Raw genomic sequence first — 21,982 nt, 5'->3', positions numbered from 1 at the left:
CCCCGGGGCGGCACAACGGCCGCCCCGGGGGCGCTGTTTGTGTGGGATTCAGTCGATGACGGTGCGGGTGCGCCCGATGCCCACCACGCTGGCGGTGAGCTTTTTCCAGGTGTTGCAGCCGCAGACGCCGTCCGCCGACAGGCCCACCGCCCGCTGGTAGGCCCGCAGGGCGCTCTCGGTGTTGGCGCCGAACTTGCCGTCCAGGGTGCGGGTGGAGTAGCCCAGGGCGTTCAGCGCGTCCTGCAGGATGAGCACATAGGTGTTCACACAGCCCCGGCGCAGGGTGGGGTAGCCGGAGGTGGTGCCGGAGCAGGCGGGGGTGCCGTAGCGCCGGTCGAAGTGCACCCAGGTGGGGGTCATGCTCTGGGGCTCCACATAGCCCCAGGCGCCGGTGTTCTTGGCCGCCCGCCAGATGGCGTTGCGGGCGGTGGAACCCTGGCCCTGGCCCACGTCAAAGGCCACCCCGGCGTAGTGCTGGCTGGCGGTGCCGTGGCCGCCCTCCCAGATGCGCTTGAAGGCGTAGCCCACATGGATGCCGCTGCCGTAGCTGCGGCGGGTGAGGTTCCAGGCCTCCATGGCGGCGGTGGTGGTCCAGAGGGTAGGGCTGGAGGAGCTGCCCCGGAACTCCCGCACCCGCAGGGTGGTGCCGGTGGAGTAGGGCATGGGGTCGCTCTCGTTGAGGTTGTAGGTCATCATTCGGTTGGTGTAGGAATCGTAGACGAACACTTTTGCCATAAGACATTCTCTCCTTTCAGTTCTGGCCGCAGGGGCAACTGCCGGGTACGGGATCGTTCAGCAGCTGGTAGATGCGCTGCCAGGTCTGGCGGTCCACCACGCCGGTGACCGGCAGGCCCAGCCCCTCCTGGAACAGCCGCACCGCCTGCTCGGTGGCTGTGCCGTAGACGCCGTCCACCGGCACGAACTCCGCCGCGCAGTAGAGCGCCGCCACCTGGTTCATCAGCAGCTGCAGCTGCATCACCGCGTTGCCCGCGCTGCCCAGGGCCATCACATAACCGGGGTACTCCGGCCCCGCCGCGGCGGCGGCCTCCTCGCTGCCCGACGCCGCCAGGCTGATGAAGGTGGCGGACAGGGCGTTCCAGACCGTCTCATCGGCCACGCCGGTGACCGGCAGGCCGAACTCCTGCTGGAAGGACTCCAGCGAGGCCCTGGTCAGCGGGCCGAACTCGCCGTCGATGCCGCCGGGAGACTGGACCTCGTCGTAAAAGTAGCCGATGTACTCCAGCAAAAACTGCAGCCAGGCCACATTGTCCCCTTGGGCGCCCTCGACCAGATCGAACCCCGGCCAGGGCTGGAGGTTGTAGGCCAGCAGCAGGCCGTCCTGGCCGCGGAGCACCTGGCTCTGCTGGTAGAGCTTTGCCCAGGTGGCGGGGCCGATGACCCCGTCCTGGGTGAGGCCGAACAGCTTCTGGAAGGCCTTCACCGCCGTTTGGGTGGCGGTGCCGAACTCGCCGTCGATGGCGATGCGGGGGATGGAGGAGTAGTAGGCGCTCATCAGCACCAGATAATACTGGGCCTCCCGCACGGCGCGGCCGCTGCTGCCCAGCCGCAGGGGGCTGCCGGGGTAGGTGCCGGGGCGCTGGTCAGGGGCCAGCAGCTGGTTGGTGACGTCGGCGTAGACCTGGTAGAGTTTGCGCCAGGTGGCGGGGCCCACCACGCCGTCCGCCGTGAGGCCGAACTCCCGCTGGAAGGCTTTCACCGCCGCCTCGGTGCCGGAACCGAAGATGCCGTCCACCGCCGGGGCGGGGATGGAGGAATAGTTGCTGGCGGCGATGCGCAGCCAGAACTGCACCTTGCGCACGTCGTCGCCCCGGCTGCCCACCCGCAGCGCGGTGCCGGGATAGCCGTCGTCCGAGGAGTTGATGTCGTTTTCCAGGCTCTGATACTCGGCCCAGATGGCGTCCCAGGTCATGCGGCCCACCACGCCGTCCACCGTGAGGCCGTACTTTTGCTGGAAGGCTTTCACCGCCGCCTCGGTGCCGGCGCCGAAGATGCCGTCCACCGCGAGGTCCGGCAGGCCGGTCTCGAACTCCGACAGCTGCTGCAGCCAGAACTGCACCTGCTCCACGCTGTTGCCGGTGTCGCCCCGGCGCAGGGCGGTGCCGGGGTAGCCGCTGCCGGTGATGGTGTCCTGGCTGCCGGTGGGTTTTTCGCCCTCGCTGGTCAGTTCCGCCAGCTTCTTCACGCTGACGTAGATGTAGCTGATCTTGTACCAGGTGGAGCGGCCCACCACCCCGTCGGCGGTGAGGTTGAACTGCTTCTGGAAGGCCTTCACCGACGCCTCGGTGGCCGCGCCGAACACCCCGTCGGTGCCGGGATCGCCGAAGGCGGGGTAGTTCTTGGCGATGCGGGTGAGCTGGCGCTGGATGGTGCGCACCGCCTCGCCGGAATCGCCCCGGCGCAGCGCCGTGCCGGGGTAGCTCTGGGGGATGCCCTGGATGTTGTTTGTGCGCACGATCTCGATGTTGTTGCCGTAGTAGTAGCGCAGGATCTGCAGGGCGTTCAGCCCCTCGCCCGCCCGGTCCACCGTGCCCCACTGCTTCATGCCCGGGCAGGTGACGGATTTGCCGTCGCAGTACTCGGTGTAGTAGGGCTCGATGGTGCCGGTGCGGCGCACGTAGGTGTTGAAGATGTCGTCGGTGATGCGCTCCATCGGCTCGAAGATGTCCCGTCCGTGGACGTAGTACTGGTCGTAGCTGGTGGAGTTGGTGATGTTGAAGTTGTAGCCCTTGCTGGGGTACCACTCGGTGAAGATGCGGTTGAGGGCCAGGCTGATCTGGGCGTGGATGTTGGCCCGCAGGGCCTGCTCCGGCCAGGCGGGGCGCACCCATGCCCGCGGCCCCGCGCACAGAAAGCCCCCGGGGCCGAACGTGAACGGCCCCGGGGGCTTTGGCTCCTCTTTTGTTCTTCGCGCCTCAGCCCAGGCGCTCCAGCAGGCGGCGGCGGGCGGCCAGCAGCACTTCGCCGCTGGCCGTGTAGCGGGTGGAGGAGGCGCAGACCTCCTGTGCCAGGGCGTCGGCCGCCGCCGCGTCGCTCCTTTGCAGCTGATACAGCAGCTCGCAGTCCTCCGCGCCGCCCCGCTGGGCCTCGTACCGGGCGCTGCGCAGGGGGCCGTCGGGGCCGGGGTAGACGATGTGGGCGTCGCCGGCGGGCAGCAGCGCCCCCTTGTGGGGGCAGCAGGCGCTGTGCCAGATGTCCCCGCCGATGTAGTAGTTGAAACCCCAGTGCAGGTAGCCGGAAAACCGCTCGCCGGCGGCCAGCCAGAGCAGCCCCCGGCTGACGGTGAGGGGCAGATCCATGCTGCGGTTGGCCGCCCGCCCGGCGGGGAAGGCGCAGGTGTAGAACCACACCTCCTCCCCCGCCGCCTGCAAACGGCGGAAGGCCTGTTTGTTCTTTTCCCAGGTGTCCAGCTTGGGCGCCCACACGTCCACCCCGCCGCCCAGATTGGTGGCCTCCACCGCGTCCACGATGGGCGCCCCCGGCAGGAATTTGCGGCAGACGGCCGCCAGGATGCGGTAGGCGGCGGTGTTGTGCACCTGGGGCTCGTCCGCCAGGGCCTGCGCCACCCGCCCCTGCCAGCCGTTTTTCCGGACGACCTCGGCCCACCGGGAAAAATACAGCCGCAGCTGGAAGTACCCCTCCTCGCCGGTGACGGGGAGGGTCTCGTCCCAGAAGGGGTAATACTCGGCGCCGGTCCACTCGCTCCAGTGGGCCACATGGCCGCCGCAGAGCCACCGCGCGCCCTCCTCCAGGGCGATGCGGCCCACCTCCTCGGCCAGGGAGAAGTCGAAGCCGGCGAGTTTTCCCTCCCGCCGCACCGGCCGGCCGGCGGGCAGCAGGATGTGGGTGCAGCGCATTTCCAGCTGGGCGCGGATGTAGCGGCGCATCAGCCGCCGCCACGCCTCTGTGCCCTCGGCGGCCCCGTGCTGGGCGGCGATGTTCTCGTAGCAGAAGAAGTTGAGCATCCCCAGCCTGCCCGCGCCGGCGGCGGGCACCTGCGCGGCGTACACCCGGCACTCCACCGGGCACACCGCCCGCTGGCCGCCCCGCTCCAGCGTCAGCGCGCCGCAATAGCGGCCGGGGGCCTGGTCGGGCGGGACCTCCACGCTGATCCAGAAGGCCCTTCCCTCCGCCGGCCGCCCCGGCTCGCAGGGGAGCAGGGCGTCGTACACCGCAAAGGGGGCCCGCCGGGTGACGTAGTCCCGGCAGGCGCCGTAGTCGGTGGTGGTCATCAGGGTGGGGGCGGTGTTCTCGTTCACCCCCACCTCCCGCAGGCGGTAAAGGCGCGCCGGCGGGCCGCCGGCTTCCCGCCAGGCGAAGGAGAGCCGGCACGCCCCCTCCCCCGCCGAAAGCAGCAGCTGAAAGGCGGCATGGCCGCCCCGGGGCGCGTCCAGCCGGGCCGCCCGCGCCCCGGCGAGGGGGCTGTCCGGGTACAGCCAGGTGCAGTCGTCGCGCACGCAGAAGTCCATGGCGTTCACCTCTCGTCGTCGGAGGGGGCCGTGTCCGCCGCCGGCACACGGATCGTCACCCGCGTGCCCCGGCCCGGCTCGCTCTCGCAGAAAAGGCCGTAGCCCGGCCCGTAGGCCAGGTGCAGCCGCTCGTTGATGTTGCGCACCCCGTAGCCGCCCTTGGTGTTGGCGCTGGAGGCGTCGGCGGAAAAGTTGGCCCGCAGGGTCTCGGCGTCCATGCCCACACCGTCGTCCTCCACCGTGATGACCAGGTCCGCCCCCTGCCGGAAGGCGGCGATGCGCAGGCGGCCGGTCTTGTCCGGCCTTTCGAAGATGCCGTGGATGATGGCGTTCTCGATGATGGGCTGGAGCACGATCTTGATGATGGGGCACGCTTCCACCCCCGGCTCCACCTCCCATTCCACCTGCACCCGGTCCTCAAAGCGCATATTCTGGATCTCCACATAGAGCCGGGCGTGCCGCAGCTCGTCCGCCAGGGGGATGACCTCCCGCCCCCGGCTGAGGGACAGCCGGTAGAACCGGGCCAGGGCGTTGACCATCCGGCTGATCTCGGGCACGTTGCGGGTGATGGCGGTGCAGTTGATGAGGTCCAGGGAGTTGTAGAGGAAGTGGGGGTTGATCTGGGCCTGAAGGGCTTTCAGCTCCAGGGCCTTGATCTGCTGGCCCTGCTCCAGCTTTTCGTCCATCAGGGTGTCGATGCGCCCCATCATGTTGCTGAAGCTGCGCATCAGCTGGCCGATCTCGTCCCGGCCCTGGGGCTCCACCCGGGCGGACACGTCCCCCCGCTCCACCGCGTGCATGGTGTCATTGAGCAGATAGAGCCGCCGGGTGATGGACTGGCTGAGCCGGTAGGCCAGAAAACAGGCCGCCGCCGCCAGCAGCGCCACCACCGCCAGCATCTCCAGCCGCAGCTCCCGGCTGGTGCGGAAGATGTCGTCCCGGGGCAGGGCGGCGGCCAGCGTCCAGCCGCAGTTTTCCAGCGCCACCGTCTGCGCCCGGCAGGGCCCCTGGGGGGTGTCCACCTCGGCCCAGCCCGGCGCGCCCGCCGCCGGCAGAGAACCGCTCAGCTGCGCCGCCCGGTCCGGGTCGGAGGCGGTGAGCACCCGGCCGCCGTCCAGCAGCAGCACGGTGCCGTTCCGGGTGGTGGTGCTGCGGCTCACCGCGGCGCTCACCCGGTCGGCGGCGATGTCCACCCGCAGGATGGCCAGCGGCTGCTGCACATGGCTGGGGTCGTAGAGCAGGCGCATCAAAGAATACCACTCCCGCTCGCCCTCCGGCTCATCGGCAAAGTCGGCGGGGCCGAACCAGCAGGCCACGCCCCCGTCCCGGAAGGCATCCATCCAGGCGCTGCCCTCCACCGAGGCGAGGGAGACGATGTCGGCGGAGTTGGTGTAGAGATAATCGTTGCTCACATACAGCCGGATGCGGTCCACCCCGGACATGGAGCGCAGATAGTCGAAGGTGGTGGAGATGCGGTCCCGGTCGTTGAGGCGCTGGATGTAGGTGGTGCTTTCCGGGTCGCTGGCCGCCAGGGTGTAGAGGGCGGGGTCCATGGTGAGGATATCCGTCACCTGGGGCAGGCGGGCCAGCAGGTCCTCCACGGCGGTGTGGGTGTCCTCAAAGGCCTTCTCGGCGGCGGAGAAGGTCTGCTCCTCGATGACGGTGTTGATGCGGTGGAAGGCGTAGAGGGTGAAGGCCCCCAGGGGCAGCACCAGCAACAGGAAAAAGATGCACAGCAGCTTGCCCCGCAGCCCCACGTCCAGCAGCAGGGTGCGCCCGGCGGCGCGCAGTTTATTCTTCATGGCAGCAAAGATTCTCCCGGTAGAGTTTGGGCGGGATGCCCACTTCCTTGGTGAACAGTTTTACAAAATACTTGCCGTCGGCGTAGCCCACCGCGTGAGCCACCTGGTAGAGTTTGAGGCCGGGGTCGGCCAGCAGGGCCTTGGCCCGCTCCATCCGCAGTTCGGTGAGTTTGCCGTTGATGGTGCGCCCGCTGTTCTTTTTGTAGGCGCTGCACAGATAGGTGTGCACAAAGCCCAGGTCCCCCGCCACCGCCTGCACCGTGAGGGTGCTGTCCGACAGGTGGGCCGCCAGATATGTATCCACCCGTGTGACCAGGTCCTGCGCGTTGCTCTCCACCGCCTGAAAATAGGTCTGCATGGCATCGGTGAGGGCCTGCCACAGCAGCCGCAGGGTGGGCTGCCTGGCCGCGGTGTAGAGCAGGTAATCCCCCTGCTGGGTGACGGCGCTGATGCCCCGGCTCTCCGCCGCCGCCAGCAGCGCGAAGACGATCTGGCAGTAGAGGTTGCGCACCACCTCCGGCGGGGTGCCCTCGCAGCGGCGGATGTCCCGGTAGAGGCGGGCGGTGAGTTCCATCGCCTCGGCTTTGCGCTTGTGGCGGATCAGGTTGCCCAGGGCGGTGAAGGTGGCCTTCTCGTAGGCGTACACCTGCCCGTTGTTCGGCGCCGTCAGCTCGCCCTCCTCCCCCCGGTAGAACACCAGATTCGGGTCGGGCCGGGCGCGCTGCTCCAGCTCCGCCGTGACCTGGCGCAGCACCGCGGCGATCTCCTCCAGGTCGATGGGCTTTTCCACATAGCTGGCGGCCCGCAGCTTGATGGCCCCCTTCAGGTACTCCTTGTCGGTGTAGCCGCTGAGAAAGATGAACTGGCAGTCGGGGTACATCTCCCGCACCGCCCCCGCCAGTTCCAGGCCGTTCATTCGGGGCATCTTCACGTCGCTGATGATGATGTCCGGCCGGTGGGCCCGGGCCATCTCCAGCGCCTGGGCCCCGTCCTCGGCGGCGTCCACCCGGTCCACCCGCAGTTCCTCCCAGGGCAGGCGGTCCCGCAGGATCTCCCGGGGCATCTTCTCATCGTCCGCCACAAGCACGGAAAAGCGCACGGCGGTCTCCCCCTCTCTCGGTCACTGGGTTTGTACATTCTACCTATAATATAGACTGAAATTTCCGACGCTTCAATGGATTTTCGTACAAAAAATAAATTTTCCCCAAAACAGCATAATCTTTCCCTCCTATCATAATCCGCTCCCGTTGTTTTGCGCCGGCGGGTCTGCTACGATGGTGGTGGACGAAAAAGACTTGCGAAGGAGGCCGGACCGATGAAACATGGCAAACATCCCTTCCTCCGGGATCTGAAAGAGAACCGGGTCAAGTGGCTGATGCTGCTGCCGGCGGCCATTGTGGTGATCCTGATGTGCTACATCCCCATGGGCGGCATCGTGCTGGCCTTCAAGGAGTACAACTATCACGACGGCATCTTCGGCAGCCCGTGGGTGGCCTTCAAGAACTTTGAATACTTCTTCCAGTCGGGCAAGGCCTTCAGCGTCACCCGCAACACCATCCTGTACAACATCGCCTTTCTGCTGGTGAACACCTTTTTGCAGATCACCTGCGCCATCCTTTTGTCGGAGCTGGCGGGCAAGTGGTTCAAGCGCATCACCCAGTCGGTGATGTTCTTCCCCTACTTCATCTCCTGGGTGGTGGTGGGGGCCTTCATCTACAACATGTTCAACTTCGAGTTCGGCGCGGTGAACACCTTTTTGCGCTCGGTGGGCCTGGACCCGGTGGACATCTACTCCAACAAGGTGGTCTGGCCCTTCATCCTCATCGGGGTGAGCGCCTTCAAGAACGTGGGCTACGGCACGGTGATGTACCTGGCCAGCATCATGAACATCGACGGCCAGCTGTACGAGGCCGCCGACCTGGACGGCGCGAACATGTGGCAGAAGATCCGCCACATCACCCTGCCGGGCATCCGGCCCACGGTGGTGATCCTGTTCCTTCTGGCCATCGGCACCATCATGAAGGGCGACTTCCAGATGTTCTGGCAGGTCACCGGCAACAACCCCATGGTGCTGGACGTGACCGACGTGATCGACACCTATGTGACCCGCTCGCTGCTGCAGCTGCAGGAGTTCGGCATGACCAGCGCGGCGGGGCTGTACCAGTCCGTCTTCTCCTTTTTGCTGGTGCTGCTGGCCAACAAGCTGGTGAAGAAGGTGGAACCCGACTACGCGCTGTTCTGAAAGGAGGCGGCCTCATGGCAAGCAAGACCAAAACCGGCAAAAAGCCCGTGGGGCGGGACCGGGTCATCTTTGACGCCGTCTCCGCGGTGGTGCTGACGCTGCTCTCGGCGTTCTGCCTGCTGCCCTTCCTGCTGGTGCTCAGCGGCTCCTTTTCCGACCAGACCTCCATTTTGACCCACGGCTACCAGCTCATCCCCGAGACCTTCTCGCTGGACGCCTACAAGACCCTGTTCAAGATCCCCGGCGATCTGCTGCGGGCCTACGGCGTGACCATCTTCGTCACCGTCACCGGCACCTTCCTGGGGCTTTTCTTCACCAGCATGGCGGCCTATGTGCTGGCCAGCCACACCTTCCGCTACCGGTACCAGGTGTCCTTCTTCTTCTACTTCACCTCCATCTTCGGCGGCGGCCTGGTGCCCTGGTACATCTTCAACACCAAATACCTGCACTTCCACAACAGCATCATCGCGCTGATCCTGCCCATCCTCATCAACGTGACCTACCTGCTCATCCTGAAAAGCTACATGGCGGGCATCCCCGAGGCGCTGTATGAATCCGCCCGGCTGGACGGCGCCGGCGACTTCACCATCTACCTGCGGGTGGCCATGCCCCTGTGCAAGGCGGGCCTTGCCACGGTGGGCCTGTTCATCGCCCTGAACTACTGGAACGACTGGTACGACGCCATGCTGTTTCTGGACGAGGGGCGCAGCGATCTGTACCCACTGCAATACTTTTTGAACAACATCCTCACCAAGGCCCAGGCCATCGCCCAGGCGGCCGCCCGCAGCGGCCTGCCCATGAGCGAGGTGCCCAGCGAACCCATGAAGCTGGCCATGACGGTGGTGGCCACCGGCCCCATCATCCTGCTCTATCCCTTCCTGCAGAAGTATTTCGTCAAGGGCGTCACCATCGGCGCCGTGAAAGGCTAACGGTAAGAAGCCGCGCACCGAGGTGCACGGCAGTGTATAATTCACTTATAAGGAGGAAAAACCATGAAAAAATCAGCGAAACTGCTGGCGCTCGTTCTGGCCCTGGTGCTGGTGCTGACCGCCTTCGCCGGCTGCGGAAGCTCACCCAGTTCCGCGGCCACCCCGTCCGGCACGTCCGGCGCGTCCGGCTCCACCGCGGCCGCCGGCCCGGACATCTCCGAGGAAGTCACCCTCACCATGTACCTGATCGGCGACCGCCCGGTGGACAACGACCTGGTGTTCGAGAAGATCAACGAGCGGCTGAAAGAGGCCATCAACGCCACCATCGACGTGAAGTTCATGAGCTGGAGCGAGTATGAACAGAAATACCCGCTGATCTTCGCCTCCGGCGAGGACTGGGACATCATCTTCACCGCCGACTGGTGCTTCTACAACGCCCAAGCCACCAAGCAGGGCTTCTGGGAGATCACCCCCGAGGCGCTGGAGACCTACGCCCCCATGACCGCCGAGACCATGTACCCCGAGGCCTGGGAGCAGGCCAAGGTGGACGGCAAGGTCTATATGCTGCCCATGAACTACCAGGAACTCACCGCCTACGTCTGGATGGCCCGGGGCGATCTGATGGACAAATACAACATCGAATCGCTGGACACCTTTGACGGTGCCGAGCAGTATATGCAGGCCATCGTGGACAACGAGCCCTCCATGATCCCGCTGGACGTGGGCTCCGACTACGACCGCCAGTTCGTGTTCGATCTGATCTGGAACGTGGAATCCAACGCCAAGGGCGACGACCGCTACGCCGTGCTGCCCCCCACCAACCTCATCACCTGCGTGGGCGAGAACGACCCCGAAGCCAACGTGATGAGCACCCTGGACGCGGACATCTTCATGAACACCCTGAACAAGGTGAAGGACTGGCGTGACCGGGGCTTCTGGAGCCGCAACGCCGTGGTCAACGCCCAGAACAACACCGAGAGCTTCCAGGCGGGCAAGTCCGCCCTGGCCGTGATGAACATCAACACCGCCAAGAGCCTCTACGCCACCCTGCAGGCCGAGCACCCCGAGTGGGACGTGCGGGTGTTCGACGCCATGAACGGCGCGCCGGCCACCATCCAGTCCTATCTTGCCAACGGCATGAGCATCTTCTCCAAGTCCAAGAATCCCGAGCGGGCGCTGATGGCCCTGGACTACCTGCGCAACGACGAGACCTGCCACAACCTGTTCTGCTACGGCATCGAGGGCGTGCACTGGGAGGCCGTGGGCGACACCGGCCTGAAGTCCCTGCCCGAGAGCACCAACTACGCCTATGACAGCAACTGCAACTGGGGCGTTCGCAACGACAAGTTCTGGCGCACGGTTGAGGGCGGCATCCCCAACGCCGAGGAGCTGACCGAGAACTGGAAGGCCACCGCCCGCAGCGGCCGGTACCTGACCTTCGTCTTCGACGACTCCGCCGTGAAGAACGAGGTGGCCGCCGTGAGCGAGATCTACAACTCCGACTACAAGCTGCTGCAGCTGGGCTTCACCGATGACCCCGAGGGCGACGTGGCCAAGCTGAAGACCAAGCTGGAAGCCGCGGGCTCCGCAACGCTGCAGGACGCCTTCCACACCCAGGCCCTCGCGTTTCTGGAGACCCATCCCGTAGAATGACCACACCCATCGCGGGGGAGGCGGGCGCGTCCCGCCTCCCCCGCTGCCTTTCCTCCCCTGATGCGCAGCGGGGCGGGCCCGTCCTCCCGGCCCGCCCCGCCGCGCGTTCGGGGGCCCGCCATCCGACCCAACGGGGGATCTTTTTATGACGAACTATGAATTTCTTTTGACCGACAGCCTGGAAAAGGTGCTGCCCGACCGGCGGCCCGCCGCCGCCGACCCGGGGCCGGTGCGGCTTTTGCGCAACCAGCGGTGGGCCTTCCAGCTGGCCTGCACCTGCCGCAACGACGACTTCGGCGAGACCTCCACCCTTTTTTCTCTGAAGTGCGGCGGCACGGCGAAAAAGGCGGCGGAGCTGTTCCGGGTGGAGCTGGTGCCCTGCGACTATCCCTGCCATGGCACCTGGGACGAAAACTACCTCACCACCCGCCCCGGCCTGCTGCCGGACCTGCTGCGCCCCGCCGGGTGGGAGGAGGCCTTCAAGGCGGTGCCCGCCCAGTGGCGCAGCCTGCGTTTTGTGCTGGACGCGGCGAAACTTGAACCCGGCCCCTTTGACCTGACGCTGGAGGTCATCGGCCCGGAGGGCGAGCCGCTGGCGGCCTTTGCCCTGGAGGGAGAGGTGCTGGACGAGGCGCTGCCGCCCCAGACCCTGCTGCAGACCCAGTGGTTCCACGCCGACTGCCTGGCGGACTACTACCATCTGCCGGTGTTCAGCGAGGAGCACTGGCGCGTCCTGGACAACTTCATGGCCAGCGCCGCCGCCCACGGCGTGAACATGCTGCTGACCCCGGTGTTCACCCCGCCGCTGGACACGGCGAAGGGCGGCGAGCGCACCACGGTGCAGCTGGTGGACGTGGCCCTGGAGCAGGGGGAATGGCGCTTCGGCTTTGACAAGCTGCGCCGCTGGGTGGCCATGGCCCGCCGCCACGGCATCACCGAGATCGAGGTGGCCCACCTGTTCACCCAGTGGGGGGCGGAATTTGCCCCCAAAGTCATGGTGCACACTCCCCGGGGCCCCGAAAAATACTTCGGCTGGCACACCCCGGCGGTGGGCGGCGAGTACACCGCCTTTCTGCGGGCTTTCCTGCCCGCGCTGAAGGCCGAACTGGACGGCCTGGTGGGGCTTGACCATGTGTGGTTCCACATCTCCGACGAGCCCCACGACCACGAAAAGGAGACCTACGCCGCCGCCAAGGCCACGGTGGCCGACCTGCTGGCGGGCTGCCACGTCATCGACGCCCTCAGCAGCTACGACATCTACCGCCAGGGCATCGTGGAAAAGCCGGTGGTCTGCTGCGACCAGATCCAGCCCTTTGTGGACCACGGGGTGAAAGGGCTGTGGACCTACTACTGCGAGGTGCAGGCCCTGGCGGTGCCCAACCGGTTCATGGCCATGCCCAGCGCCCGCTGCCGCGTGATGGGGGCGCTGCTCTATCAATACGACCTGGAAGGGTTTTTGCACTGGGGCTTCAACTTCTACAACGCCCAGCGCTCGGTGCGGCCCATCGACCCCTTCCGGGTGACCGACGCCGGGGAGGCCTTCCCCTCGGGGGACGCCTTCCTGGTCTACCCCGCCCCGGACGGCACCGCCTGGGGTTCGCTGCGGGGGGAGGCGCACCGGGAGGCCCTGCAGGACCTGCGGCTGCTGCGGCTGTGCGAGGCGCGGGCCGGACGGCAGCGCACCCTGGCCCTGCTGGAGGAGGCCGCCGGCGTGCCGGGCCCCCTCACCTTCACCCGCTACCCCACCGACAAGGCCTTCTTTGATCGCCTGTGGGCGGGGGCGCTGGCCCTGCTGGAGGCCCCGTCCCGGTGAGACCGGGCCGGGGGAAAGAATCCCCGCCCCATGGCGCTGCCCCCCGGCGCCATAGGCCCCGTGCCCCTGCCTGCCCTTTGCCGCCGCCCCTTTGCCGGGGCGGCGGTTTTTCCGTTTGCGGGGGGCATGGCCCGGGTCTCTATTTCATACCATTGCAGAAAGGGGCGAAACGCCCCGCTGCGATGAGAGGGGGGCGCGCCATGGCCGCCGATGTGCGCTACGAGGTGCGGGAGGTCTTTCGGTCGGACGACCCGCAGGCGCGGGCCGCCGCGCTGGAACGGCTGGCCGGGGAGTACCGCCGGCTGCTGCTGGCCCGGTGGCGGGAGACGGGCCCCGCCCGGGAAGAGGAGGACGAAGGGGGGCGCGCGCCATGAGAGCGGCGATCTACTGCCGGCTGAGCAAGGAGGACGAGGGGGCGGAGGGCGCCGAGTCCGAGAGCATCCAGAACCAGCGGTCCATGCTGCTGCAATACGCTGCCGCCCACGGCTATGAGGTGCAGGGGGTCTATGTGGACGAGGACTACTCCGGCGCGGACCGGGAGCGCCCGGCCTTCAACCGGATGCTGGCGGCGGCGGAACAGAGGGCCTTTGAGGTCATCCTGGCCAAGACCCAGTCCCGCTTCACCCGGGACATGGAACTGGTGGAAAAATACCTCCACGGGGCGTTCCCCCGGTGGGGGGTGCGGTTCATCGCCGTGGTGGACCAGGTGGACACGGCGGACGCGGCGGGCAAAAAGAGCCGCCAGATCAACGGGCTGGTGAACGAGTGGTATCTGGAGGACCTGTCCAACAACGTGCGCTCGGTGCTGACCCACAAGCGCCGGGCCGGGCGCTACATCGCCGCCTTCGCCCTGTTCGGCTACCAAAAGGACCCGGCGGACAGCGGCCATCTGGTGATCGACCCCGCGGCCGCGGCGGTGGTGCGGCGGGTGTTCGCCCTCTATCTGGCGGGCAGCGGGGCGGCGCGGATCGCCCGCCTGCTGAACCAGGAGGGGGTGCCCGCGCCGTCGGAATACCGGCGGCGGCAGGCCGCCGGGCCGGCGGGCGATTCCCGGCCCGGCGGGGCGGTGTGGGGCAAGGCCGCCGTCTACCGGATGCTCACCAACCGTACCTACGCGGGCGACCTGGAGCAGGGCCGCCACCAGCGGGTGAGCTACAAATCCAAGCAGACGGTGTGGCTGCCCCGGGACCAGTGGATCGTGGTCCCCCACACCCACGAGCCCATCATCGACCCGGAGCAGTTCGCCCAGGTGCAGCGGCTGCTGGCCCGGCGCGCCCGCAGCGGCGGCGGCGGGCAGGTGAATCCGCTGGCGGGCCGGGTGGTCTGCGGGCTGTGCGGCGGCGGCATGGAGCAGACCTGCTCCGGCTCTGCGCCCCGGGGCGGCCAGGGCCCCCGCCGGTATTTCCGGTGCCGGATGTCCCAGCGGGACCCGCGGCGCTGCCCCGGCCAGCCCTACATCCCGGCGGAGGACCTGCAGCGGCTGGTGCTGGAGCGGGTGCGGGCGCGGATGGCCGCGCCGCTGCAAGCGGCGCTGGCGGGCGGGGACGCGCCGGACGCCGCCGACGGGCGGGAGCAGGCGGCGCGCCGGGAACAGCAGCGGCTGGACCGGGAGATCGCCCGCCGCCGCCGCGCCCTGGAGGAGCTCTATCTGGACAAGTGCGCCGGCGCGGTGAGCGCCGAGCGGTACGCCGCGCTGGACCGGGCCTTTTCCGAACAGCTGGAGGGGCTGACGGCCCGGCGGGCGGCGCTGGAGGGGCAATGCGCCCCCGCCGGGGCGGGGCAGGCGCTGGCGCGGTGGCTGGAGCGGGCGGCGGCGCTGGAGGCGCCGGACCGGGCGCTGGTGAGCCTGCTGGTGGAGCGGGTGGTGGTGTACCCGCCCGACTCCGCCGGGGCGCGGACGGTGGAGATCCACTGGACGTTTTAGCCCTTTGCGGGTTTGGTCGCGTCCGCCCAGGTGGGATATACCTCGCTGGAGGCCACGTTGGCGATGTACTTGCGGAAGCTCACCGTCACGTTCTGGGCGCTGGCCGCGGGCCGGCCCAGATGCACCGTGATGGTCTCGGGGATGATGGGCGCGGTGAGCACCGCCGGCGCCGGCTCGCACAGCTGCACCGGCGCGGTGCTGGGCACCCCTTCGGGGCGGTAGAGGGCATGGGGCGGCACCTCGAAGGTGTCCGGCAGGGGGGCGGGCGCGCCCAGCCGCTGCATGGGCCGCATCTCCAGCTGGGCCAGCGACACCTGCCCCGCGAACACCTGCAGGCCGTCCAGCGTCACCGTCTGGTAGCCCTCCTTGTCCGCCGTCAGGTTCCACACGCTGTAGGGCCGCTGCACCGCGTCCTCGTCCAGCGAGAGGGCCGCCGGCGGGGCGGACAGTTCAATGTCCCGGGCGTTGCCCTCGTCGTCGGTGTACACTTCCACGACCTGTGCCGACGTATCGTCGGCGTTCTGTATCCGGATGCGGACGTTCGGCACCGGCGCGCTCTGGCGCGCCGCGTAGGTCTGCACCCGCAGGATCCCGTTGCTCATAGGCTGATGCTCCTTTTCTGTCAGGATGATAAAGGCGGCTGACCCACCTTATTCACCGGCGGGGCGGGTGGTTCCTCTTGGATTTTGGGGCAAACTGTATTATACTGAGAAAAGTGAAAACGCCACTGTGAAAGGGGACGAAAACAATGCGATATACTGTGGAAAATGAATTTTTGCGCGTGGAGGTGGACAGCCTGGGCGCCGAACTGGCCAGCGTGGTGGACAAGACCTCCGGCGCCGAGATGCTCTGGCAGGGGGATCCGGCGGTGTGGCCCCGGCGGGCGCCCGTCCTGTTTCCCTACTGCGGCAAGCTGGTGAACGGCGGCTACACCGCGAAGGGCCGGCGATACGACGGCGGGCAGCACGGCTTCGCCCGGGACATGGAGCACGAGTTCCTGGGCTGCGAGGGCGCATCCCTGCGCTTTCGCCTGGCCAGCAGCGACAAGACCCGGGCGCTGTTCCCCTTCGACTTTGTGCTGGAAAGCACCTACACCCTGGACGGCCGCACCCTGCATCACACCCTGGCGGTGACCAATCCCGGCGAGGAGGTGCTGCGCTTCGGCATCGGCTACCATCCCGGCTTCAACCTGCCCTTTGACGAAAAGCACACCACCGCCGACTACGAACTGCGCTTCGATACCCCCCAGACTCCCGTGGTGCAGGAGACCGAGGGCGGCTATCTCAACGGGCATACCCATCCGATGATGGAGAACAGCGCCGTCATTCCCATGAACGACCGGATGTTCGACAACGACTCCATCTGCATGGGGAACCTCTCCGCCAAGACCCTGTGCCTGGTGGAGAAGGACACCGGCCGGCGCATCAGCTTTGGCATCGAGGGCTATCCCTACACCCTGATCTGGAGCGCGGTGGGCGACCCCACCCTCCGCTTCCTCTGCGTGGAGCCCTGGTGCAGCCTGCAGGATCGGGCGGACGCCTCCGGCAACTGGGAGGAGAAGCCCTGCGCCGCGGCCCTGGCCCCCGGCGAGCACTGGAGCACCGACCTGGCCATCACCTTCCAGCGCTGAGCGAAACAAACGGCGCCGCGGGCGGCAGCACCGCCCGCGGCGTTTTGATGTCACACAAAAAGGAGGACCTGACATGTCCACTGCTTTTGAGAGCCGCACCGCCATGCTGCTGGGGGAGGACGGGGTGGAAAAGCTGCGCCGCGCCCATGTGATCCTGTTCGGCGTGGGGGGCGTGGGCGGCTATGTGGCCGAGGCGCTGGCCCGGGCCGGGGTGGGCGCGCTGACCCTGGTGGACGACGACCGGGTGGCCGAGAGCAACCTGAACCGCCAGATCATCGCCCTCACCACCACCCTGGGCCGCCCCAAGACCGCCGTGGCCGCCGAGCGGGTGCGGGCCATCAACCCCGCCTGCCGGGTGGTGGAAAAGCAGCTGTTCTACACCCCCGAGACGGCGGATCAGGTGCCGCTGGACGGGGCGGACTATGTGGTGGACGCGGTGGACACCGTGACCGCCAAGCTGGAGATCATCGCCCGGGCCCGGGCGGCGGGGGTGCCGGTGATCAGCTGCATGGGCACCGGCAACAAGCTGCACCCGGAGCTGCTGCGCCTGGCGGTGCTGGAAAAGACCGCCGGCTGCCCCCTGGCCCGGGTGATGCGGCGGGAGTGCCGGGCCCGGGGCCTGAAAAACGTGCCGGTGGTCTATTCCCCCGAGCCGCCCCGCGCCCCGGTGCAGCCGGCGGCCCAGGAGGGTCCCGGCCCCGACCGGGGCGGCGCGCCCCGCCGCCAGACCCCCGGCAGCGTGAGTTTTGTGCCGGGGGCCGCCGGGCTCATCCTGGCGGGCAAGGTGGTGCGGGACATCACCGGCGCGGAGTGACGCAAAAAACGGCCCGGGGCCTGCGTTTTCGCAGGCCCCGGGCCTTGTTGTGTGTTCGGGCACGGCCGCCGTCAGGCCGCCGCCGAGGTGTCCTCGTCGTCCAGCGCGTCCGCCTGGGCCAGCCCGGCGATGGTCAGCCCGCCGCTGAGGTAGTGGCTGCCGCCGTCGTAGGCCAGGCCGATCTTGTAGCGGGCGCCCGCCTCCAGCCCGGTGAAGGTGCCGGTGCGGTACTCGCCGTCGGCGGTGAAGTACATGGTGCCGCCGTCCACATATTCCCGGCCGCCGTAGGTCTCCTTCCACAGGGTCACCCGGTAGGAAAAGCGCGCCTCGCTGGTGGTGGTGGCGCTGCTGGTGATGGTGATGGTGTCGCCCGCGGGCACAAAGTAGCCGCTGGTGCGAGCCTGCACCCCGTTGAACACCATGTAGAGGGTATCCCCCACAATGGTGGTGGCCAGGGTGGCGGAGGTATCCAGCCCCTCCTCCGGCCAGGTGATGCTGCCGCCCGGCTGGGCCTCGTTCTTGTTGGTGACCTCCGGCTCCTCCTCGCTGGAGCCGCAGCCCACCAGCAGGCTCAGCGCCAGCATCAGCGCCAGCGCCAGCGCCCACAAACGGTTGTTGCGTGTCATAATTTCCCTCCGTACAGCGGCCGGCTTTGACAAACCCGCCCGCTGTGCTACAATAAAGTCAAGCGGAACACCCGCCCCGGCAGGCCGCCGGGCCATGGGTGGATACCTTTTTATTATAATCCAAAACGGCCCGGCTTACAAGGCCAACCGTTCCCGAAAGGAGTTTTTACAATGGATGCCCTTGATTTTGTGGATCTGGTCCGGCACGGCATGGTGCGCTTTCGCCTGCCCGACGGGCCGGTGGTCTATGTGGACCCCTTCCAGCTGGAGAAGGCGCACCACGACGCCGACCTGATCGTGGTGACCCACAGCCATTCCGACCATTTTTCCCCGGAGGACCTGCGCCGGGCCGCCGGGCCGGACACCTGCTTCGCGGTGACCGCGCCGGTGGCCGACTGGCTGAGCCGCGAGATGGGGGTGGCCACCCCCTACATCAGCCTGCTGAGCCCCGCCGCGCCGGAACTGGTGTTCGAGTGCGGCGCGACGCTGACGCCGCTGCCCGCCCAGAACAAGAATCATCCCCTGGGCTTCGGCTTCGGCGCGCTGCTGACCATGGGCGGCTTCACCTACTATGTGGCGGGAGACACCGACGTGCTCAGCGATGTGGCCTGCGACGTGCTGTTCGTGCCCTGCGACGGGCTGTACAACATGCTGAACTTCATGGAACAGGTGCCCGCCCAGCTGGCGGCCATGAGCCGCAAGCCCGGCGTGGTGGTGCCCTACCACTATTCCGGCTATATGGAGGGCACCGACAAAAACGGCCCCCGGCTGGCGGAAAAGCTGGAGGGCCTGGGCTACAACGTGCGGCTGCTCTGCCGGCCCTGAGCGCAAAAACCATCACAGGCGAACCGGGCGGCGGCCCCCCGCAAAAAGGGGGGCCGCCGCCCGGCTTTTTGTTCACTCGGTAAGCGGGATGGAACTGGCCAGGGTGGGGTCGAAGCCGGAGGCCGCGGCGCCCAGCGACCGGCGGTACAGGGCGTAGTCCGCCGGAAGCCGGGTGGGTGCAAAACCCGTGATTTCCTTGAACACCCGGTTGAAGTTGCGCAGGGTGTTGAAGCCGCACCGTGACATCACATCCGTCATGGTAAGCTGCTCCTGCCCGGTGAGCAGCTCCACCGCCTTTTCCACCCGCAGCACGTTCAGATACTGGGAAAAGGTGAGCCCGGACATCCGCTTGAAATACCTTGAGAAGTAGGCCGGCGCCATGTGCATGAACTCTGTGGCCTGGGAAAAATCGAATTCCTCCTCCGCCCGGTCCAGCACCACCAAAAGCTGCTTGTAGCGCATCAGGGCGGGGTGGACCGAGGGCAGTTCGGTGCGCAGTTCCCTGTCGCGGAAGATCGCGGTCATCAGCATCGTGATCATCGCGTTCATCTTTTCTGTGTAGAACAGCTGCTTGTCCGCGCACTCCGCGGCCATCTCGTCCAGTATATCCCCCGCGTGATACCGGTCGGGAAAGATCGGCTCCTTCAGATAGCACATCTGGGGAAACAGCTCCCCGAACTGCGCCACCGTGACGCGGCTGCCCTCCGCCCCGGAGATGCTGTGCACGCTCTCGCTGCAAAAAAACGCGCACTCCCCCGCCCGCATCGGCCAGCTGCGGCCGTCCAGCATGACCCGGGCGGTGCCCTCCCGGCACACGGCCAGTTCGCTTTCAAAATGCCAGTGGGCCACATTGTGCAGGTTTCTGTACCGCTGCACCCAGACCTTGCAGCCCTTTTCAAACACCCGACGCTCCTGTTTTGCCAAACAATCGCCCCCTGTTCATTATCCCACAACCGCGAAAAAAGTCAATAAATGTCCAAATCCGGGCAACATGTTTCTTTCAAATGTTCGTCATTGGATATATATTTATCTTAAAAAGTGGTTTTATTTTATTCGTTTTGTCAAAATAAAAGCCTTCCGAGCCGCTTTGGGAGGCCTGTAAAAAAGGAGGAGAATCATGGAGAAACGGTTCACTTTGTCCACAAAGGCAGGCGCCGTCCGTCTGCTGACACTGTTTGTCGCGCTCATTGTTCTGTGCGGGTTCGGCGCGCGGGTGCTCTCTTCGGCCGGCGGCGCCGTCAAGATCTCCCGCGTGACGCTGGACGCCCGGGGCGCCACCATCGACGCGGACCTGTACTACCCGGCGGGGACCTCGGATGAGAACAAGCTGCCCGCCGTACTGGTGGCCCACGGCGCGGGCGTGGGCAACGGCATCATAAAAGGGTACGCGGAGGAACTGGCCCGCCGCGGCTTTGTGGTTTTGAACGTGAACGCCTACGGAATGGGGCTCAGCGAGAGCCCGGATTCGGACGAGAGCGGCATCGGTGCCGAGGTCTACCAGCGCCTGGGCACCCCCCACGGCATGCTGGACGCTCTGGAATTCATCCGCTCGCTGAATTTTGTGGACCAGACCCGCGTCGGCATGGTGGGGCACTCCCTGGGTTCCATCCGGATCGCCTACGCCGCCATGGACGACTGCGGCTACTACACCCTGAACGACCGGCTGATCAACATCCTGCACGACACCTTCGGGCAGACCTTTACGCCGGCCGAGATCGACCAGGACGCGGACGCCCTGGCCGCCGAGCGGCTGAACGCGGATCAGCTGGCCTACTACGAAGAGCTGCGGGAGGCCTGCCGCCAGGAGTACGACACCCGCATCCGGTCGCTGTGCCTGGTGGGGTACAGCCCCAACACCAACGATCAGCTTCAGCTGCAGACCGTGACCGTGGGCGGCCATGAGGTCACCCGCAACTGCCAGGTGAACGTGGGCATGATCGCCGGCGCCTACGACGAGACCCACCGCCACTTCTACACCGACGACGCCACCAAGAGCAACTGGTACACCGGTTCGGAGGACGCCCAGCTGGAGATGTGGTATACCCTCGACGACGTCGCCCAGGCCAGCACGGTGGTGGGCCCCTTCGTGGGCACCTCCGTGGCGGACAACGCCGCGCTGAGCGACGCCGTGGCGGACCGCACGGCGCGGGTGTGCATGCTCAACCCCGAGACCCACTCGAAAAACCTCTTCTCCCGCGACACCGCCTCCGACATGGTGCGCTATTTTGAGCAGACGCTCAGCTACAACCGGGGCGATCTGGCCGACCCGGACACCGTTCCCCTGGATGCCTCCAACATCCTGTTCCAGTGGCGGGAACTGCTGAACTGCGCCGGGATGATCTTCATGGCCTGCGCCGTGATCGCGGCCGCGGCGGTCCTGGTGAAAGGCCGCTTCTTTGCCGCCTGCGTGGCGCCCGACCGGTCCGGCACCGTGCACATCAAGCACCTGGAATACTGGCTCTTCGGCGCGCTGAGCGTCGCCATCGGCTTTTTCGCCATCTGGAAGGTGAACGGCCTCTTTGTGCCCAGCCTGCCCTACGTCCGCTTCCTGCCCTTCCAGACCTGGTGGCTCACGGTGATCTTCATCGCGCTGCTGGCTTTGGGCTCCGCGATCCTGCTGGCGGTTTTCTGGTGGCGGTGCAAAAAGGCCGGCAATTTCGACAGCCTCAAGGCCCTCAACGCCGGGATGAAGGTATCCGCCATCCTGAAAACCATCCTGCTGGCCGTGGTGCTGCTGGCCTTCGCCTACTTCACGCTGATGCTCAGCGAATACCTGTTCAACCAGGATTACCGGCTGTGGATGGCCGCCTTCACCGAGATGAAGGTGGAGTACTGGCAGTACATCTGGCGCTACACCATCATCATGCTGCCCTGCTTCCTGCTGATCGGCGCTACCACCAACTATGTCATCCGCAAGGACATCCCCGCCTGGGCGGACACGCTGATCGCCGTGCTCATGAACTCGGCCGGCATCTGGCTGTGCTGCCTGGTGAACTACGAGATCATGGTGCGCACCGGCAACCCCTGGAATTCCTTCATCTCCACCTATCAGGTGCTGCTGATCGCCCCCATCACCGTTTACATCACCCGCAAATTGTACCGGCTGACCAACAGCATCTGGCTGGGCGCCGCGGTCAACGCGCTGCTCATCAGCTGGTCGCTGTGCTCCGCCAACGGGTTTGACATCAACGCGTTCATTCCCCAATCCGCCATGAGCGTCTTCTTTAACGTATGATA

The 21,982-nt window shown here is 66.8% G+C and carries 18 protein-coding genes; 10 read left to right on the top strand and 8 right to left on the bottom strand.

Annotated elements, in window-relative coordinates; all coding sequences use genetic code 11:
* Positions 1-48: 48 nt before the first annotated feature.
* From ACH2A7_RS07720 to ACH2A7_RS07700, 5 genes are all read right to left on the bottom strand, one after another.
* Complete coding sequence (locus ACH2A7_RS07720; protein ID WP_394961173.1) at positions 49-735, bottom strand: peptidoglycan-binding protein; 687 nt, start codon at positions 733-735, stop codon at positions 49-51.
* Between the two features lie 16 nt (positions 736-751).
* Positions 752-2,845 carry a peptidoglycan-binding protein gene (locus ACH2A7_RS07715; protein WP_394961171.1) on the bottom strand — a complete coding sequence of 698 codons (2,094 nt, stop codon included), beginning with the start codon at positions 2,843-2,845 and terminating at the stop codon, positions 752-754.
* 88 nt (positions 2,846-2,933) lie between these two features.
* On the bottom strand, positions 2,934-4,487 hold the full coding sequence (locus ACH2A7_RS07710; RefSeq protein ID WP_394961169.1) for a DUF4091 domain-containing protein: 1,554 nt from the start codon (positions 4,485-4,487) through the stop codon (positions 2,934-2,936).
* A gap of 5 nt (positions 4,488-4,492) precedes the next feature.
* Entirely contained in the window at positions 4,493-6,289 is a 1,797-nt protein-coding gene (locus ACH2A7_RS07705) for a sensor histidine kinase (RefSeq protein ID WP_394961168.1), read from the bottom strand.
* Positions 6,279-7,388: a response regulator gene (locus ACH2A7_RS07700; RefSeq protein ID WP_394961166.1), complete on the bottom strand. Its 1,110-nt coding sequence runs from the start codon at positions 7,386-7,388 to the stop codon at positions 6,279-6,281. The genes ACH2A7_RS07705 and ACH2A7_RS07700 overlap by 11 nt, the downstream gene beginning before the upstream one ends.
* 216 nt (positions 7,389-7,604) lie before the next feature.
* Here ACH2A7_RS07700 and ACH2A7_RS07695 point away from each other — a divergent pair, with 216 nt between their 5' ends.
* From ACH2A7_RS07695 to ACH2A7_RS07670, 6 genes are all read left to right on the top strand, one after another.
* Complete coding sequence (locus tag ACH2A7_RS07695) at positions 7,605-8,531, top strand: ABC transporter permease (RefSeq protein ID WP_394961165.1); 927 nt, start codon at positions 7,605-7,607, stop codon at positions 8,529-8,531.
* Positions 8,532-8,545: 14 nt separating this feature from the next.
* Positions 8,546-9,460 carry a carbohydrate ABC transporter permease gene (locus ACH2A7_RS07690; RefSeq protein ID WP_394961163.1) on the top strand — a complete coding sequence of 305 codons (915 nt, stop codon included), beginning with the start codon at positions 8,546-8,548 and terminating at the stop codon, positions 9,458-9,460.
* Positions 9,461-9,523: 63 nt separating this feature from the next.
* Complete coding sequence (locus ACH2A7_RS07685) at positions 9,524-11,113, top strand: ABC transporter substrate-binding protein (protein ID WP_394961161.1); 1,590 nt, start codon at positions 9,524-9,526, stop codon at positions 11,111-11,113.
* Positions 11,114-11,258: 145 nt separating this feature from the next.
* Positions 11,259-12,926, top strand: coding sequence for a DUF4091 domain-containing protein (locus ACH2A7_RS07680; RefSeq protein ID WP_394961160.1), 1,668 nt, complete (start codon positions 11,259-11,261; stop codon positions 12,924-12,926).
* Between the two features lie 200 nt (positions 12,927-13,126).
* Positions 13,127-13,300 carry a hypothetical protein gene (locus ACH2A7_RS07675; protein WP_394961158.1) on the top strand — a complete coding sequence of 58 codons (174 nt, stop codon included), beginning with the start codon at positions 13,127-13,129 and terminating at the stop codon, positions 13,298-13,300.
* On the top strand, positions 13,297-14,850 hold the full coding sequence (locus ACH2A7_RS07670) for a recombinase family protein (protein WP_394961156.1): 1,554 nt from the start codon (positions 13,297-13,299) through the stop codon (positions 14,848-14,850). The genes ACH2A7_RS07675 and ACH2A7_RS07670 overlap by 4 nt, the downstream gene beginning before the upstream one ends.
* On the opposite strand, the gene ACH2A7_RS07665 is transcribed toward ACH2A7_RS07670, so the two are convergent.
* Positions 14,847-15,452 carry a carboxypeptidase-like regulatory domain-containing protein gene (locus ACH2A7_RS07665; RefSeq protein ID WP_394961155.1) on the bottom strand — a complete coding sequence of 202 codons (606 nt, stop codon included), beginning with the start codon at positions 15,450-15,452 and terminating at the stop codon, positions 14,847-14,849. The two genes, ACH2A7_RS07670 and ACH2A7_RS07665, sit on opposite strands and share 4 nt — an antisense overlap.
* A gap of 146 nt (positions 15,453-15,598) precedes the next feature.
* Here ACH2A7_RS07665 and ACH2A7_RS07660 point away from each other — a divergent pair, with 146 nt between their 5' ends.
* Positions 15,599-16,480 carry an aldose 1-epimerase family protein gene (locus ACH2A7_RS07660; RefSeq protein WP_394961153.1) on the top strand — a complete coding sequence of 294 codons (882 nt, stop codon included), beginning with the start codon at positions 15,599-15,601 and terminating at the stop codon, positions 16,478-16,480.
* Positions 16,481-16,553: 73 nt separating this feature from the next.
* Positions 16,554-17,294 (top strand): ThiF family adenylyltransferase, encoded by a 741-nt coding sequence (locus ACH2A7_RS07655; protein ID WP_394961152.1) that lies wholly within the window; start codon positions 16,554-16,556, stop codon positions 17,292-17,294.
* A 71-nt stretch (positions 17,295-17,365) separates the two neighbouring features.
* On the opposite strand, the gene ACH2A7_RS07650 is transcribed toward ACH2A7_RS07655, so the two are convergent.
* Positions 17,366-17,920 (bottom strand): hypothetical protein, encoded by a 555-nt coding sequence (locus ACH2A7_RS07650; RefSeq protein WP_394961151.1) that lies wholly within the window; start codon positions 17,918-17,920, stop codon positions 17,366-17,368.
* A 171-nt stretch (positions 17,921-18,091) separates the two neighbouring features.
* On the opposite strand from ACH2A7_RS07650, the gene ACH2A7_RS07645 reads away from it, so the two are divergent.
* Complete coding sequence (locus ACH2A7_RS07645) at positions 18,092-18,745, top strand: MBL fold metallo-hydrolase (protein ID WP_394961149.1); 654 nt, start codon at positions 18,092-18,094, stop codon at positions 18,743-18,745.
* A 72-nt stretch (positions 18,746-18,817) separates the two neighbouring features.
* Here the strand turns inward: ACH2A7_RS07645 and ACH2A7_RS07640 are convergent, their stop codons facing one another.
* On the bottom strand, positions 18,818-19,669 hold the full coding sequence (locus ACH2A7_RS07640; RefSeq protein WP_394961148.1) for a helix-turn-helix domain-containing protein: 852 nt from the start codon (positions 19,667-19,669) through the stop codon (positions 18,818-18,820).
* Between the two features lie 193 nt (positions 19,670-19,862).
* Between ACH2A7_RS07640 and ACH2A7_RS07635 the strand changes: the two genes are divergently transcribed.
* On the top strand, positions 19,863-21,980 hold the full coding sequence (locus ACH2A7_RS07635; RefSeq protein ID WP_394961147.1) for an alpha/beta hydrolase: 2,118 nt from the start codon (positions 19,863-19,865) through the stop codon (positions 21,978-21,980).
* The last annotated feature ends 2 nt before the right edge of the window (positions 21,981-21,982 follow it).

The sequence above is a fragment of the Candidatus Allofournierella merdavium genome (genome assembly GCF_944382735.1).
Lineage (GTDB): Bacteria > Bacillota > Clostridia > Oscillospirales > Ruminococcaceae > Allofournierella_A > Allofournierella_A merdavium.
This window is presented reverse-complemented; position numbering and strand designations above follow the sequence as displayed.

Excerpts from the sequence above, each read along its gene's own strand:
- ACH2A7_RS07635 (WP_394961147.1), top strand. The coding sequence starts at position 19,863 with ATGGAGAAACGGTTCACTTTGTCCACAAAGGCAGGCGCCGTCCGTCTG.
- ACH2A7_RS07685 (WP_394961161.1), top strand. The coding sequence starts at position 9,524 with ATGAAAAAATCAGCGAAACTGCTGGCGCTCGTTCTGGCCCTGGTGCTG.
- ACH2A7_RS07705 (WP_394961168.1), bottom strand. The coding sequence starts at position 6,289 with ATGAAGAATAAACTGCGCGCCGCCGGGCGCACCCTGCTGCTGGACGTG.
- ACH2A7_RS07720 (WP_394961173.1), bottom strand. The coding sequence starts at position 735 with ATGGCAAAAGTGTTCGTCTACGATTCCTACACCAACCGAATGATGACC.
- ACH2A7_RS07655 (WP_394961152.1), top strand. The coding sequence starts at position 16,554 with ATGTCCACTGCTTTTGAGAGCCGCACCGCCATGCTGCTGGGGGAGGAC.
- ACH2A7_RS07670 (WP_394961156.1), top strand. The coding sequence starts at position 13,297 with ATGAGAGCGGCGATCTACTGCCGGCTGAGCAAGGAGGACGAGGGGGCG.
- ACH2A7_RS07695 (WP_394961165.1), top strand. The coding sequence starts at position 7,605 with ATGAAACATGGCAAACATCCCTTCCTCCGGGATCTGAAAGAGAACCGG.
- ACH2A7_RS07650 (WP_394961151.1), bottom strand. The coding sequence starts at position 17,920 with ATGACACGCAACAACCGTTTGTGGGCGCTGGCGCTGGCGCTGATGCTG.
- ACH2A7_RS07690 (WP_394961163.1), top strand. The coding sequence starts at position 8,546 with ATGGCAAGCAAGACCAAAACCGGCAAAAAGCCCGTGGGGCGGGACCGG.
- ACH2A7_RS07645 (WP_394961149.1), top strand. The coding sequence starts at position 18,092 with ATGGATGCCCTTGATTTTGTGGATCTGGTCCGGCACGGCATGGTGCGC.
- ACH2A7_RS07660 (WP_394961153.1), top strand. The coding sequence starts at position 15,599 with ATGCGATATACTGTGGAAAATGAATTTTTGCGCGTGGAGGTGGACAGC.
- ACH2A7_RS07675 (WP_394961158.1), top strand. The coding sequence starts at position 13,127 with ATGGCCGCCGATGTGCGCTACGAGGTGCGGGAGGTCTTTCGGTCGGAC.
- ACH2A7_RS07665 (WP_394961155.1), bottom strand. The coding sequence starts at position 15,452 with ATGAGCAACGGGATCCTGCGGGTGCAGACCTACGCGGCGCGCCAGAGC.
- ACH2A7_RS07680 (WP_394961160.1), top strand. The coding sequence starts at position 11,259 with ATGACGAACTATGAATTTCTTTTGACCGACAGCCTGGAAAAGGTGCTG.
- ACH2A7_RS07710 (WP_394961169.1), bottom strand. The coding sequence starts at position 4,487 with ATGGACTTCTGCGTGCGCGACGACTGCACCTGGCTGTACCCGGACAGC.